Annotated in this window: 13 protein-coding genes; 2 read left to right on the top strand and 11 right to left on the bottom strand. The window is 52.1% G+C overall.

What is annotated here, in order from left to right; genetic code table 11:
• Positions 1 to 212 precede the first annotated feature (212 nt).
• Complete coding sequence (locus tag O4H49_RS18860; RefSeq protein WP_269424999.1) at positions 213 to 629, top strand: GNAT family acetyltransferase; 417 nt, start codon at positions 213 to 215, stop codon at positions 627 to 629.
• Here O4H49_RS18860 and O4H49_RS18865 read toward each other — a convergent pair whose 3' ends face one another.
• The 9 genes from O4H49_RS18865 to O4H49_RS18905 all read right to left on the bottom strand — a co-directional run bounded on the left by O4H49_RS18865 (position 630) and on the right by O4H49_RS18905 (position 9,868).
• Complete coding sequence (locus O4H49_RS18865) at positions 630 to 1,298, bottom strand: DUF1523 family protein (protein ID WP_269425000.1); 669 nt, start codon at positions 1,296 to 1,298, stop codon at positions 630 to 632. It lies immediately after the preceding gene.
• Positions 1,299 to 1,305: 7 nt separating this feature from the next.
• A complete protein-coding gene (locus O4H49_RS18870) occupies positions 1,306 to 1,575 on the bottom strand; it encodes a hypothetical protein (protein ID WP_269425001.1) in 270 nt (89 codons plus the stop codon).
• Positions 1,575 to 3,020: a DUF6638 family protein gene (locus O4H49_RS18875; RefSeq protein ID WP_269425002.1), complete on the bottom strand. Its 1,446-nt coding sequence runs from the start codon at positions 3,018 to 3,020 to the stop codon at positions 1,575 to 1,577. The genes O4H49_RS18870 and O4H49_RS18875 overlap by 1 nt, the downstream gene beginning before the upstream one ends.
• Before the next feature lie 4 nt (positions 3,021 to 3,024).
• Entirely contained in the window at positions 3,025 to 5,007 is a 1,983-nt protein-coding gene (locus O4H49_RS18880; RefSeq protein WP_269425003.1) for an ATP-binding protein, read from the bottom strand.
• 53 nt (positions 5,008 to 5,060) lie between these two features.
• The gene (locus tag O4H49_RS18885) at positions 5,061 to 6,182 is read right to left on the bottom strand and encodes a hypothetical protein (protein WP_269425004.1); all 1,122 of its coding nucleotides are present in this window, start codon (positions 6,180 to 6,182) and stop codon (positions 5,061 to 5,063) included.
• A 9-nt stretch (positions 6,183 to 6,191) separates the two neighbouring features.
• Positions 6,192 to 7,271 (bottom strand): hypothetical protein, encoded by a 1,080-nt coding sequence (locus tag O4H49_RS18890; RefSeq protein ID WP_269425005.1) that lies wholly within the window; start codon positions 7,269 to 7,271, stop codon positions 6,192 to 6,194.
• A gap of 229 nt (positions 7,272 to 7,500) precedes the next feature.
• A complete protein-coding gene (gene map, locus O4H49_RS18895; protein WP_269425006.1) occupies positions 7,501 to 8,286 on the bottom strand; it encodes a type I methionyl aminopeptidase in 786 nt (261 codons plus the stop codon).
• Positions 8,287 to 8,299: 13 nt separating this feature from the next.
• The gene (locus O4H49_RS18900; RefSeq protein ID WP_269425007.1) at positions 8,300 to 8,548 is read right to left on the bottom strand and encodes a ParD-like family protein; all 249 of its coding nucleotides are present in this window, start codon (positions 8,546 to 8,548) and stop codon (positions 8,300 to 8,302) included.
• A 72-nt stretch (positions 8,549 to 8,620) separates the two neighbouring features.
• Positions 8,621 to 9,868, bottom strand: a complete 1,248-nt coding sequence (locus O4H49_RS18905; RefSeq protein WP_269425008.1) for a bifunctional alpha/beta hydrolase/OsmC family protein — start codon at positions 9,866 to 9,868, stop codon at positions 8,621 to 8,623.
• Positions 9,869 to 10,089: 221 nt separating this feature from the next.
• On the opposite strand from O4H49_RS18905, the gene yaaA reads away from it, so the two are divergent.
• Positions 10,090 to 10,884 (top strand): peroxide stress protein YaaA, encoded by a 795-nt coding sequence (gene yaaA, locus O4H49_RS18910; RefSeq protein ID WP_269425009.1) that lies wholly within the window; start codon positions 10,090 to 10,092, stop codon positions 10,882 to 10,884.
• 184 nt (positions 10,885 to 11,068) lie between these two features.
• On the opposite strand, the gene O4H49_RS18915 is transcribed toward yaaA, so the two are convergent.
• The gene (locus O4H49_RS18915) at positions 11,069 to 11,251 is read right to left on the bottom strand and encodes a hypothetical protein (protein WP_157231019.1); all 183 of its coding nucleotides are present in this window, start codon (positions 11,249 to 11,251) and stop codon (positions 11,069 to 11,071) included.
• Between the two features lie 443 nt (positions 11,252 to 11,694).
• Positions 11,695 to 13,713, bottom strand: coding sequence for an ASKHA domain-containing protein (locus O4H49_RS18920; protein ID WP_269425010.1), 2,019 nt, complete (start codon positions 13,711 to 13,713; stop codon positions 11,695 to 11,697).
• Positions 13,714 to 13,980: the final 267 nt, after the last annotated feature.

Here is a 13,980-nt window from a genome sequence, read left to right on the forward strand (position 1 = left end):
GCACAAGAGCTCTTATTGCGAAAAACAGGACAAGCCTAGACCATTCCCGTTAACAAGGGCAAGCAGGAAACCGCCGCCTTTGATTAAATCCGCGACGCTTGCATAGGTTACCCAACATAGATTACCCAGAATAGATTACGAAGACTGTGGCTGTACAGGAGAGGGACGGTACAGCAATAATGCCCAGCCAAACGTCATGAGGAAGAAAGCAGATGAAGATCAGGACCTATCAGGATAGAGATGCGGAAGGGGTTATCGCCCTCTGGCGAGCAGATGAACCGAACCCTTCATCCTGGAATGAGCCAGAAAGTGTTTTGCTTCGTAAGCAGGCTTTTCAGCCAGATCTGTTGTTTGTTGCCGAGGAAAATGACCAGATCATTGGCACGACCATGGCAGGATATGATGGGCACCGTGGCTGGATCTACGCCGTGGTCGTTGCCCCGAGCCACAGGCGTAAAGGTATTGCCAGCTCTCTGGTCGCCGAAGCCGAGCGCACTTTGCACAAGATTGGATGTCTAAAGGTCAATCTGCAGGTACGAAAAGGCAACGATGCTGCTATCGAACTCTATGAAAGCCTGGGATATGGTATCGAGGCACGGGTAAGTATGGGGAAGACATTGGGGAGCTGATTACTTCTGCCGTTTGTCCTTGGGTTTCCATGTGTCGAGCCAGCGGGAGAACTTTGACCCGGTTTCACGGGTGCGTTGACTTGCCGCCTCTGCAGTCTCTGAAAGGTCGTCGAATGCCTCGGCCACATCATCCAGTGTCGGATCGAGGTGGCGGCGTTTCAGGCGAAGCAGAAAGCGCCCGACCAGGAAAAAAACAATCCCGAGCGAGACAAAAAAGAAGATGTTGAACCAGGGAATGAGCAGTTCATCCGGCCCGGTTGCGCGCCTGATATCAACAGCATTGGGAAAGAGCGTCAGGATCGGGATGCGCCAGCCATAGTGGGTAACCACGACCCAGACCGGGGCAGCTTCTGTGGAAATAAGCGACTGGGCCTCGGCCTGCAGGTTACCGGAATCAAATTTCAGATAGGGCGGCCAGGACCAGTCGGTGTCTTCGTTGCGGAAAACGCGGGGGACACCATCGGGCCAGACGGTGTTGATAAAACGGACATCTCTTGTGCTCTTGGTTTCGTTCTTCGGAACTTCGGAATCCCAGAAGGTCGAGGTGTCGACGCGTTTGACATCGCTGCCCACGACGCGCACCAGATCCTTGCCTGGCAGGTTATAATGCAGAAATCCACCGATAAGGACGACCAGAAGAGAAGAGAAAAGCCATTTTATAATCTGCATGGAGGACTCACATAAAATTCGCAATAAAGAGAAGGCCGAAAATAATGAACAGAGGCAGGGCAAAAACGCCAAGCAAAAGGCGTTTTTTCAGAGAACGGTCATACCCGACCATACCTTCGGCAATAAATTTTTCTTTCTCACTTTCATCCCTTGCCGCAGCCTTGAACTGGCTTTCCAGTTCTTTTTTCTTGTCCCAGCGGTAATAACGGGACAAGGCGATATAGATCACTGTGAGTATGGCAAAGATAATGATGAGCCTGAACAACCAGAGCAGCATTACAGTGTTCCCCCCCATGGACCTTTTGTCGGTTTTTTCCGCGGTTTCTCATAGGTTTTCTTTTTGTCTTCTTTACTGACGGCGTTCCTGACGATTTCATCGACTTTTTCGGTATAGTCGGCTCTCGCCCAGGGTTGGGCTTTTTGTTTCTCTTCGTGGCGGGCAAGGGGATCTGCGGGGCGATCCCTGCCAAAAAGCTCTCGCCGGGTGCCTGACTTGTCCGTAATGTATTCCTGAGCCAGAAAATCGGCAGAATAGTTGCGTTTGGCATCGTTCCAGCCGCTATAGGCGCTGTAGAAAGCACGTTTATGGCAGATGAAGAGCTGGAGAATGTCGTGCGGCATGTACTCCGCCAGCAGCATGTTAACCAGATCACGATCGGGATGAAAACGCGCGCGTAGGGTATAGAAATAGGCGGGATGATCCGGGGTGATGTCCGGTTTGCGTCCGCCTTGCTCTTTCCATCTCAAGAGATCATTCAGGCCGTTGAATTCCTCAGGCAGTTCTTTTAACTGGCGCAAGGCGACAGAACGCAGTTCGCGCCGGGACAGCTTTCCTATCGGCTGCCCTTCGGCGGAGAGTTGATCAATCAGGATAAAATCCAGCCGTTGCTGCAGAATATCAACGGCATCAAGATCACTGGCATCAATCAGCGGTTCAACCAGATCATTTTCCTTGAAAAAGGTTGCAACAGCTTTTCGATCAGCAAGTGCCAGCACCGAATCAATGGGAAATTCCAGTTTGGTGCTCTCTTCCTGACAACAAATTGCTGCCGGTCGTTTGATATCCCGAAAGATATAAATGCCGCCAAAATGCGTCGTATGAAAGTTGTTCTGTTCGTAATTCGTTTTTTCCAGCTTTACCGGGAAGCGCGTGATGTCCCCGGTCTTTTTTGCCAGCTCGATCATCTCTGCGCAGAGCAGGTCATCCCACCAGCTATCGGGTTCCTTACGAAACCGTTCAACGAGTTTGGAGAGTTCTTCAGCCCGGATCAGACGATGGTCATTTGTATCGGCATCAATACGGATCTTGCGGATATCAAAAAGGTGACGCGGTTCAGTAATGCGATAGACCGAATTCATCAGCTCGCCAAAGACCGCATCGCGAGAGGTCAGGACAAAAAGGGCTGCTTCGTTATCGATAATGAACCGCTTGAGGATCGAGCGGGAGGTCGAGAAGTTCATGTTGATCAGCGGAGAACGTTTCTGCTCGGTCGATAACAGAATAAACTGGCGATTACAGCCGTGGGGGTTGAGGTACAGTTCATCCTCAAGTTCGTCTGCTATCTCTGGCGCGTAACCAGACACGTCAATATGAAAGCTCGTCAATGCGGTACGCTTGCCCGACAGGCGCTCGAGCGCCTGATTATAGCGCTCGACCATGATGGGGGTGGAAACCTCGAAAAGGTTGCCAAACATCAGACCGCGTTCGACAAGACGTAACATCCGGTTATTCCTGTTCGCTGGCAGTTGGGGAGCTTTGAAGACTGCTGGCAAAACGTCGCCGTGCCTCGGTCTGGCGGTTCATATCCCTGACCTGGGCTTCAATGGCCGCTTCGTCAGACTTTCCGGCATAGCGGAATTCACTGTCGGCGTAACGGTTGATTTCCTGAACAACCATATCGACGGTGATCGGTTTGCTCAATTCACTGATCATGTTCTTTTTACTGTCGTAATCCTTGGTAAGGAACAGATCGGGGTTTTCCATCCATTCATCCGGCAATTCAAAATCCATGGCCCGGACCTTGACGGCGTCGGTAATGTTCTTGATCGCACGTCCAGTGAAGCGTTCATCGGCTTCCTTGATCGCGTTGAGGTAGGAACCGAGCTTGGCAATGGTGTCCAGTGCGCCAATTCGGCTCTGGACCTCGTCGAAAACCCTGACAAGACCGTCTTCGTGCGGGCGAGAATGGCCGTCATAAGAGGCGGCGACGGCTTTCTTGATTTCCTGTGCGGCATAGAGCTCGTGCTCTCCCAACGGGATCTCGTGGCGCTTGCCCAGCAGCAGGTGCAGAATATCGATATAGTCGTCCTGTGTCTGGGGACCATCAACGAGGAAACGCGCGCCAGCACGTTGGCGCAAGGCGTCATCTACCTGTTCGGGGTAGTTCGAGAACATGCCAAAGGTACAGTTGCCCCGGACCACGGTATTGGCCCCGGCGAAACTTTCCATCAGCACGGCGGTGATCTCCTGTTGACCTGCCGAGGACTGGCGATCACCGCGTTTTCCGGCAATCTGGTCAATGTCATCAATCGTACCAAAGCCGATCACCTGAGGATCAAGCACGGATGTGATGAAAGCCTTGGCATTCTGGGCAGATTTTCCCTGATAGCTGTCGATAGATTCGGTCGAGAGGTTGGCATAGCGGAAGGGATAACCTGCGACTTGGCAGTAGTCGTTCAGTAACCCGGCCATCATCTGGATCAAGGTGGTTTTTCCTGTTCCGGGTTTCCCGTCGCCCATAAAGGTAAAGATAAAACCGCCGAGTTCGGCAAAGGGGTTCAGCTTGCGATCAAAGTCATAGGCCATCAGCATCTTGGCCAGCTTCATGGCCTGATATTTGGCGATGTGGTTGCCAACGACCTCGTGCGGTTTTTTGAAGGTCATGATCAGCGGCGTGCTGCGGCTTCGACTGGCAGGAGAGAAACCGTCGATCTGGAAGTCATCGGCCTCGACCCGGTAACTCACGGCCTTGAAGCTATCAAGTCTTGGGGCGTTCTGGGCGCGCAGGGCAACCTTTTCCATCAGTTTTTCACAGAATGTCGAGACGACCCGGATCACCTTCTGGTCGTCACTGGCAAAGAGCGCAAGTGTCTGGTCCAGTTCCCAAAGGGCGCCATGAAGGGCCAGTTGAGGATTATCAGTCAGAATTTCCTCGACCTCGCCAATGTCCAGATCACCTTCCCCAGCTTCGGCAACGTGGCTGGCCAAAAGGTACGCGGTCATGCTGGCAAAAACCTGTAGCGAGATCAGCGAGGCTCCGGCGAGCAGCTCGGAAAACTCGACCTTGCGAGAGGTATCAAGTTTGCCTTCGAGGTTGTCACGCTTGAGATTGGCAAGAACTGTCTGTTCGCCATAGAGATCAGAAACAGCATGAGCCGTTGCCAGAGCGCGTCTCAGCCCTTGCATCAGGGTGGCCTGTGCCGGACTGGTCAGGGGGTCATTGTCATCTGCTGCCTGAATGCGTTCAATCAGGTGGACACCTTCCGGGCGGGCTGTCGAGCGCGTGGCAAGGCCAGGTGTTGAAGAACGAAAACCGCGACGGATACCGATACCCGGTGAACGTTCCTGTGCCGTCGCAGGGGTAACACCGTTCCGGGGTTTGGCAATGCGGGGCGTATGATCAAAACCATCGAGCAGGCCTTCGGCGCTGGTGTAGTGGCTGCGGATCTGTTCTTCACGGATTTCCATCAGGTTTTGCGATGTGCTCATCAAAAGGTCTCGTTTACCAGTGTTGTGTTATCGGGCGCTGTTAAATTTCTGTCTTACAGGCTGCTCATGACTTTCCCGTCAGAGCCAACCACATATTTCCGGACTGTCCTCAGGCCGACGGGATTTCTGTCTTGCAGGATCTGGTAGGGCCGCTGCGGCAGGATCAGCGAGCGCTGGGTTTCTGTCGCTCCGGTTTCGGCCTCGCTGCGACCATAGTGATCCAGTTCAAAGATCTCGCGGTCCACCTTTTCGAAAATGCCGACAGATTTTCGCTCGGACCGGCTTGAAATCAGGGACTCGATTGTCCAGGCCAGGGCCCAGTCCAGTCCGGGTTCTCCGGCAGCTTCGGCGAGGACCTGCTGAAGCGGCCCGGTCTGTTCGGTAAAGGTATCGGAATACATCGGGCCCACGATGATCCGGCGCAGAAATTTTGGATGGAGATCATCAAAGTCCTGGTCGAACCCGGACGCAATGGTCACCAGTTTGAGTGAAAGCGGTGACTGGGCCGAAAGATGACTTTGTACCCGTGGCCAGCGCTTGTCGTCACGCTGAAGCGGCAGGTCACCGGAATCTTCCAGCTTCATGATATAGATCACAGGCAGGTTGGTCTGGCTGTCAAAAATCGCCCAGTGCAACAGGTAGCTGCGCCGATGGGCCCCACGGTTTTCAACCCAGCTGATCTGGGGATCGTTCTGGGGCCAGAACAGGGCCCTGTTCTGCAGGTGCTCATAATAGATGCGCTGGGACAGGGCAAACTGCAGATCCCGGGGGATTTTGAGATCGCCGAGGATCTGACCGAGCATCTGTTCCTTGAGCTGTTCCTGTGAAGGCAGGCTGATAAGATGTTTTCCGGCCTGAACAAAATCATTGGCCATCTGCAACAGCTCGCGATAGACCGGGAAACCGGAATCCTTGCGGTCGATTTCGAGGACCTGGGGCAGGGCGTTGGAAATAAAGGCGGCAATCAGGTGTTTATAGGACAGTGCTGTAAAGGTTGAAGACAGACATTTCAGATAGCCTTCAACAATATCCAGCTCGGACTGCCCGAGGCGTCCGTTTCCGGAAGCCTCGGCAGCAACGTCCCTCATATGCCCGATGATACGGTCGAACTTGGCAAAATATCGCCGGGTCGCTGCAGCATCGGGCAGAGGGTGATGATCCTCTCTCAGGTTCAATCTGGTACCTTAGTTCTGGCCATAGAGGTTTTTGTCGTGCTTCTCAACGATCTTGGCAAAACGGCGGGCAAAACGCTCGTCAGATTTGGCTTTTTCCTCAAGTACCTTACGGGCAAAAACCATATGGTCTTCGTGTTTTTCCATCATTTGAGCCATGCGCTGGTTCGTGGCTGAACCAATGGCTGCCATGGCTGTCTGTGCTTCCTGATCCGTTGCGACACCGATTTCGTTGATCCGGTGGGCAACATCCTGTTGTTGAGCCGTTTTCAGGGATTTGGTCAGGGCATCATAGAGAACAACACGCTGCTTGGTGTCGGTCTGCAGTTTGTTAATCAGCACCATCTGCGTCGCAGCCTGGTTTTGTAGACTGTCGACCCAGGTTTTGCCTTTTTCGATATAACGTTCCAGGGTCTGTGACTTTGCCACCATGACCTGTTCTTGCTGGATCATTTCGTTGTAGGTGCCATTGAGAGCTGCCAGTTCACTTTCGAGTTTGGTCCGGGCAGCGGCATCCTGTTCAACCGAAATCTTGCCTTCAAGCTCGATGATCTTGGGATCAAGCGCAAGAATACGCCCCTTGAGATCTTCAAGGCTGTGAACCGTGGCTTCGCGCTCGTTCAGGGTTTCTGTCAGATTGGTCTCGACCCGGCTCTTGTGGGTTTCAAGGGTGTTGAGCTGTCCTTGCAACAACGAGACAATAATATCCGATTTCCCGATCAGATCCTGAAGCTTGTCGTCAATAGAGGCGGCGCGGATACGCTCTTCACGCATGGACTCAGCTTTGGCCGAAGACAGGAAACCGATGAAGCTTTCCCAGGCGGTTTTCTGACGCATGGCGTCGAAGTCCTTGGAGAACCCGGCGGTAACATCATCCAGCCCCATGATCAGGTCAGCGATGTTCGCGTTCATGGATTCACTGTGGTTATGAACATCATCAAGCGAGGCATTCTCGATATCGATGGAGATATCAGATCCCTGTTTGATCTTGCTCTGCACCGTTTCAATCCGGCTGTTAAATTCGTTAATTTTTGCCTGGGCGCGTTCTACTTCAGATTGCGTTTTTTGAATGGCGGTATCAAAGTTGGTCAACTTCTTTCGTCCCCCTAGAGTATCTACTGGAAGTATATATAAGTAGATTCGTCCAAAATTTCCCGTAAAATCGTATCAACAAACCAATACGCCCTGTCTGATACAGGTTTTTGGACAAGGGAAATCCTGACCGAAGCTTTCAAAATTGAATGTATATCGGGAAAAATTTTAATGAAGCCAAGGGAAAAGATCAAAAGATAATTCTGTACAAGACCACCGAGGACCCGGTTCAACCCCGGTACTGGATAAGGTTTTGTTCCTCCTGACGTAGTGTCAGGATTTCATATCCGTTCTCTGTTACCAGAACTGTGTGTTCACACTGGGCTGAAAGGCGTCTGTCCCGGGTGGTGACAGTCCAGCCATCCGTGTGTTGACGGATATCCGACCGTCCCTGATTGATCATCGGCTCTATGGTGAAAGTCATGCCTTCGACAAGGGGAGTACCCGTAGCTGGGGTTCCGAAGTGGGCAACTTCAGGTGGTTCATGCATTGCCCGGCCAATGCCATGCCCACAGAATTCCCGCACGACAGAGTAGCGGTTTTGTTCTGCCAAAGTCTGGATCGCGTGTCCGACATCGCCAAGAGTTTTACCCGGCCTGACCGATTTTATTGCCTGGTAGAGGCAGTCCCGTGTGACTTCGATCAGGCGGGATGCATGAGGGGCTATTTTCCCAACAGCAAACATCTTGCTGCTGTCGCCGTAATAGCCATCTTTCTGGACGGTAACATCGATATTCAGGATATCACCTTCACCGAGAAACACTTTCGTTGAAGGTATCCCGTGACAAATGACATGATTGAGCGAGCAGTTGATGGCATAAGGATAGTCGTATTGTCCTTTGCTGCCGGGGATGGCGTTCAGTTCATCCCGGATATAGCTTTCGCAGAAATCATTGATTTCCATGGTTGATATCCCCGGGCGGATGAGGGAACCAACAGCTTCGAGAACCTGGGCAGTAAGTTTCCCGGATACCCGCATCTTTTCAATTTCTGCAGGGGTCTTGATCTTGATCATGATATATCGGGAATTAGCTGGATAATTGGCTGTTATGGATATGGGGCGTTGGGGAGGCGTTCTGGTTTTCGGGCCCTTCCAAAGCGCGTGCTTCTTCCATCAGCAAAGCAAGAATTTCCGGGTAGGTCAGTTGTGGGTGCGTTTCACACAGGCGTCCCACTTTCATCCAGTGTTCCGCCTGGGCGTTGATCGAGCGGGTCATGGCCTTGCTGGCAAGGCGGAGTTGTTCGTGTGCTTCACTGGAGATTTTGACAATACCCATTATGCGAATCCATATATGATTTATATATAAAACGTATATAAATATTCTTTCCTTGTCCAGCGCAGAATGTAACTAAGCCGAAGGCGCAAGGGGGAGGAGGTGGTCGCGGACCACGATTTTGTTCTCAAGTGTACGATGGACCGGACAGCGCCCGGCGATCTGTAGCAGCCGTGCCCTTTGTTCCTGGTCAAGCGGGCCTGTCAGTTCTATCCGGCGTTCGATAACGTCAATTTTCTGGCCTTCCTTTTCGCAGTCTGCGCAGTCCTGACTGTGTTCACGTGTATGGGATAACGTTACCCTGATGTCGTTCAGGGGCCATTGTTTGTGATTGGCGTACAGGCGGATTGTCATGGAGGTACAGGCTCCCAACGCAGCCAATAACATTTCGTAAGGATCGGGCCCCTGATTGCCTCCACCCATAGTCAGGGGCTCATCGGCAAGCCAGTTGTGGCTGTCGGTTCTGATGGATCTGAGAAAGGCCTTGTCCTGTTCCGTGACAAGGACCTCACCAGCCCCGACAGTATCTGGTTGAGAGCGGTTAGGTTTGGAAGTTTCACTGGAAAGGGAGATATATCGTTCGGCCCAGGCCGCAATGGTGTGCCCGACATAGGTTGCGTCTGCCGGGCCAGTCAGCAGGTGGTCCGCCTGATCAAGCGAGATAAAGCTTTTGGGGTGTCGTGCTGTTTCAAAAATCTTTCTGGCTTCTTCAACGCCGACCGTCTGATCCAGCGGTGCATGGAAAACCAGCAATGCTTTCTTCAGCTTGCGGATATGGTCCTTCATATTGTGGTCTGAAATGTCATCAAGGAACTTTCGTCGGATATGAAAGGTCCTGTTGCCAAGTTTTACGGAGGCACAGCCTTCCTGTTCTATCGTGTCTTTTTGTTCGGCAAGGTGATGGAGAACATGTTCCGGGCTGCTGGGAGCGCCAATGGTGATCACGGCTTCTGCTTCAGGAATCTGATGGGCTGCGGCGAGTACTGCCGCGCCTCCGAGACTGTGCCCTATCAGAAGGGCAGGGGCTTTATATCGCTCACGCAGGGCTGCTGCGGCGGCGACGAGATCTTCTACATTGGTCGAGAAGCTGGTATTGCCAAAGTCACCATTGCTGCCCCCCAGCCCGGTGAAATCAAAACGCAGGACTGCAAAGCCCTTTTCTGCAAGGCTCCGGCTTATCCTGCTGGCTGCGGGAATATCCTTGCCACAGGAAAAACAATGGGCAAAGAGTACGTATCCCAAGGGTACCTGGTCAGGCAATTCCAGTGCCCCGGCCAGCTCAAGCCCGGTTGCGCCGGGAAAGGTCAGTTTGATCCGCTGCATGAAATAGGTTCTCCCGGTGTTCGTGACAGATATCAGGTTTTGAGTATCGATTTTCTCAGGTTAACACAGTGTCCTGTCTTGTTGGAGCGGCCTGCAGGTTCCTCATGGGATTGTGAAGGGGTGTTATCAGTAAAGATCAGCTGGCCGGGCTGTTTACACTTGTTTCTCCTGAGAGACCGACCTAGGTATAGTCGGTCAGATTTTTATTGATTGAGGTTATTATGCTCGCAGTTGTTTCTCCGGCAAAAAAACTGGATGAAAGCCCGGCTATACGGGACATTTCCACAACACAACCTGTTTTTCATGACCAGATACGCGATCTATTGAGTGTAACCCGTGATCTGAGCCGTGCAGATCTTCGGCAGTTGATGAGCATCAGTGAAAATCTGGCAGAGCTGAATTATCAGCGTTTCCGGGACTTTAAACTTCCCTTTACTGCCGAGAACGCAAAGATTGCTGTGGAAACTTTTCGGGGTGATACATACGTCGGTCTTGATGCAGATAGTCTTGATAATGATGATCTTGCCTATGCCCAGGACCACCTGCGGATTTTGTCTGGATTTTATGGGCTGTTGCGCCCTCTGGATCTGATGCAGCCCTATCGACTGGAAATGGGGATACGGTTGTCTAATCCGCTTGGCGAAGATCTCTATGATTTCTGGGGCGATCAGATTGCCGTGCAGCTGGACCTGGAGCTGGAGCGCCTGGGTGGTAATGTTCTGGTTAATCTTGCTTCGAATGAGTATTTCAAAGCGGTGCGTCCCAAAAAATTGGCAGCTGGTAAAGCGGGGGCGCGTGTGATTACACCGGTATTCAAGGAAATCATGGACGGCGTCGCCAAGGTCATCAGCTTTCCGGCCAAACGTGCCCGTGGCATGATGGCCCGCTTTATTATACAGCAGCGCATCGATCGTCCCGAAGGGCTAAAGGAATTCACATCAGGGGGATACCGCTTTCAGCCTGATCATTCGGATGATTCCACACTTCTTTTTACCCGAGAGCAGGGCATGGCCTGATATTGTCGGGTTTTCTGGAAGATCAGAGTGATGGTAAAGCCGACATCGGGGTAAGTTTCCTCCGCGTCTGATTGAGCAGCGGAATCTTAAAGTCTGCAGAAAAAGGTCAGGGGAAGTTATGCAGAAAACTTCTGCTCAATCCCGTTAGGGAGAGCCAGAAAAGATGGTGTAGCTACTTCTTGTCTCAGTGTCGAACCGCCTCAAGTGTGGCAACCTGTTTCTTGATTATACGAAGCGCCCCTGCAAAACCATGCTTTTCAAGTTGAAAAGCAATAACCCCGTCGTAAGCTTTTTTGCTTATCCCGAAGGTCTGGTGCGTGATATTTTCCTGCGCCAGGCTTGATTCCAGCTGTTCTGTCGTCGGCATTTTTTAAAACCTCCTTCAACCGCTCTCTGCCTTGAATGATCCTCGAGGGGAATGATCCTTGAGGGATCGGGCAGAAAATTATTGACGTCATGCCTGTGACATTCTTGTGTTGTGGGATCAATTATATGTGATTCATTGGTTAATAGAAAGTTAATTTCTTTAAAATCAAAAGTTTGGCGCTGTATTATCGCACCAATAAAAGAAGCATGTGAAATAAGGGTTTGAATAAAAAGAATTTTTCGAACCTGGTTTTAAAGAAACAAAATTTTTCAACTTGATTGTTTTCAAAGAGAAAAAGCGAATTTAGCTTTTGTTACAGTAAAAAAACAGCCGTTACAGTCACTTGAACGCGGAGAGGCCTGCCCGCAGGATTGAACATAACAAAGGGGCAGCCGTTATGGCTGCCCCTTTGTTATGAAATAAAATTGACTGCCTGTTCCGGATCAGGAAGCCCGGCGGCGGCGTCTGCGACCACCACCATCTTCGCCATCTCCGCCGGATTTACCGGTTTTCTTTGGTGGAAGGGTGACCACGCCTGCCAGGTGGACAAATTCATCAGTCGTGTGTGGCATCCCCATGGCATTGACGAAATGCTCCTGGAATTTGGGCTCGACAGCGGTCTCGATTTTCTCGACCCGGTGCACAACGTCCTCGATTTCCTTGCGGGATTTTTTATTGAGCAGGGCAATCCTGGCTCCGGTACCCGCGGCGTTGCCCGCGGATTGAACTCTGGCAAGATCACAATCGGGGATCAGGCCGATCACCATGGCGTACTTGACGTCGATATGGCTGCCGAAAGCTCCGGCAAGCTGGATACGATCAACGGTTTCGACACCAAGCTTTTCCATAAGCAGTTTGACACCGGCATAGAGGGCTGCTTTGGCAAGCTGGATGGCCCGCACATCGGTCTGGGTTACCGTAATAACCGGCTCGCTCTCGCTGATCACATAGTCAAAAGTTTTTCCTGCGGAGCGAACACGAGGAGACTTCTCGGCGAGGCTGCCATCGATAATGCCGTCTGTCTGGATGATTCCGGCAAGGAACATCTCGCCAATCGCTTCAATGATGCCCGACCCGCAGATCCCGGTGACACCAAAGTCCTTGGTCTGTTCAGCAAAACCTTCTTCATCAGACCAGAGATCACAACCGATGACCCGATAACGGGGTTCCAGGGTAACAGGGTCAATGCGGATACGCTCGATGGCGCCGGGGGCCGCGCGTTGGCCGCTGGAAATCTGGGCTCCTTCAAATGCCGGACCTGTAGGAGAAGAACAGGCGAGCAAACGGTGCTTGTTGCCCAGAACAATCTCTGCATTGGTTCCGACATCACAGATCAGGGTGATCTCGTCCTGGAAATGCGGGCCCTCAGAAAGAATGACCCCGGCTGTATCTGCACCAACATGTCCGGCAATACAGGGAAGGATATAGACCCGGCCATCCCGGCTTATGTTCAGGTCAAGTTCTGAAGCATAGAGATGGATCGAGGAGTTCAGCGTCAGGGCAAAGGGAGCCCCGCCCAGTTCGACCGGGTCGATCCCGAGCAGCAGATGATGCATGACCGGGTTGCCGACGAAGGTCATGCTGAGAATATCGCTGCGTTCGATCTTGCCTTCTTCCGCGACAACACCAATCAGAATATCCAGTGACTCCCTGACCACGGCGGTCATTTCCTTCTCGCCGCCGGGGTTCATCATGACATAGGATACCCGGCTCATCAGATCTTCACCAAAGCGAATTTGCGGGTTCATAATTCCTGATGAGGCGGTTACTTCCCCTGTCTGCAGATCGCACAGATGAGCGGCAATGGTGGTCGATCCCAGATCGACAGCGATCCCGTAGGCCTTTTCCTTGAAGCCGGGCCAGACCGCGATAATGGTTTTCTCGTTTTCCACGGCGACAGTGACCTGCCACTGGCCTTTGCGGAGAATAGGCTGGAGTGTCTGCAGGGTGCGCAGATCACAATGAAGATTTTTCAGACCCCACTGTGCTTCCAGTCCGGCCTGCAGGCGTTCAAGGTCCCCAGAGGGCTTGTGCATGTCGGGTTCTTCCACCACGACATAGTGCAGTCGGATCGGAGGATCTATTTCGATTTCCCGCACATCGGCACGTTTGCGAACAACCTGCTTGTGCACCTGGCTTTCTGCCGGAACGTCGATCAGCAGGTCACCCTCGATCAGGGCCTGACAGGAGAGACGACGACCTTCTTTCATGCCTTTTTTGCTGGCATAGCGTTCTTCAACGCTGGAAAAGGCAGTCATATTGTTACAGGAACTGACGATCTTGTGTTTTTGGAAATCGCCTTCACCGACCTGGATCTGACAGCGCCCACAGATTCCACGACCACCGCAAACACTGTCGATATCAACGCCGAGGCTCCGTGCTGCACTCAGGACAGGCGTGCCAACCGGGAAATCACCCCGTCGGCCAGAAGGCGTAAATACAATATGAGCATCTTTGGACACTATTCTCTCCTTGCTCGAATTCCCCGGCATTACTCTTTGTCCGGTAATGCTTTTCTATCGCGTAGCTAATACAAGTTACAGATTTTTATTGCTTGTTGAAAACAAGAAGGGCCCTTCTCACGTGATAGTGTGATCCGGGCCCCGTCTACATTATTGTGCCATGCCCGACGGTCAGGCGCGACGACGGCGCCGTTCTCCGCGGGCTGATCCAGCACCGGCTTCGCCTTCAGGGGCTGGTTCGCGGTATTTTTTGATCCAGTTGAGGCA

Origin of the sequence: Kiloniella laminariae (genome assembly GCF_027214005.1) — a bacterium.
Lineage (GTDB): Bacteria > Pseudomonadota > Alphaproteobacteria > Kiloniellales > Kiloniellaceae > Kiloniella > Kiloniella laminariae_A.

Coding starts and splice junctions, on each gene's coding strand:
- O4H49_RS18860 (WP_269424999.1), top strand. CDS start 213: ATGAAGATCAGGACCTATCAGGATAGAGATGCGGAAGGGGTTATCGCC.
- O4H49_RS18865 (WP_269425000.1), bottom strand. CDS start 1,298: ATGCAGATTATAAAATGGCTTTTCTCTTCTCTTCTGGTCGTCCTTATC.
- O4H49_RS18870 (WP_269425001.1), bottom strand. CDS start 1,575: ATGCTGCTCTGGTTGTTCAGGCTCATCATTATCTTTGCCATACTCACA.
- O4H49_RS18875 (WP_269425002.1), bottom strand. CDS start 3,020: ATGTTACGTCTTGTCGAACGCGGTCTGATGTTTGGCAACCTTTTCGAG.
- O4H49_RS18880 (WP_269425003.1), bottom strand. CDS start 5,007: ATGAGCACATCGCAAAACCTGATGGAAATCCGTGAAGAACAGATCCGC.
- map (WP_269425006.1), bottom strand. CDS start 8,286: ATGATCAAGATCAAGACCCCTGCAGAAATTGAAAAGATGCGGGTATCC.
- O4H49_RS18900 (WP_269425007.1), bottom strand. CDS start 8,548: ATGGGTATTGTCAAAATCTCCAGTGAAGCACACGAACAACTCCGCCTT.
- O4H49_RS18905 (WP_269425008.1), bottom strand. CDS start 9,868: ATGCAGCGGATCAAACTGACCTTTCCCGGCGCAACCGGGCTTGAGCTG.
- yaaA (WP_269425009.1), top strand. CDS start 10,090: ATGCTCGCAGTTGTTTCTCCGGCAAAAAAACTGGATGAAAGCCCGGCT.
- O4H49_RS18915 (WP_157231019.1), bottom strand. CDS start 11,251: ATGCCGACGACAGAACAGCTGGAATCAAGCCTGGCGCAGGAAAATATC.